The 290-nt window shown below is 45.2% G+C and carries 1 protein-coding gene; it reads left to right on the forward strand.

Features of this window, described 5'->3' with window-relative positions; all coding sequences use genetic code 11:
• Positions 1 to 123: 123 nt before the first annotated feature.
• A partial coding sequence (locus I6E26_RS11425) for a YvrJ family protein (protein WP_419179928.1) occupies positions 124 to 290 on the forward strand: 167 nt, incomplete at its 3' end.

Raw genomic sequence — 290 nt, forward strand, 5'->3', positions numbered from 1 at the left:
AGCAAAACCTTAGTCGATTTTAATTTTTAGTATTAAAGCACAGTCAAAACATGGGCTGCCGCCAGTGTGATATAATAACCACACCAAAGCGGCGGCCCATTGTTTTTGACAGAAAGGAGTCATATGGACGATACACTTCTCAAAGCTATCTCAACCACAGGCTTCCCCATTGCTGTGTCCTGCTATCTGCTGGTAAAGCTCCAGACTACCCTAGAGAGATTCTCCACCAGATTAGACGACCTGATTGTGGAACTGCGAAAGGGATACTATACAGCCACAGTCCAGCCATA

It is taken from the genome of Anaerovibrio lipolyticus (assembly GCF_021531495.1).
Classification (GTDB): domain Bacteria; phylum Bacillota; class Negativicutes; order Selenomonadales; family Selenomonadaceae; genus Anaerovibrio.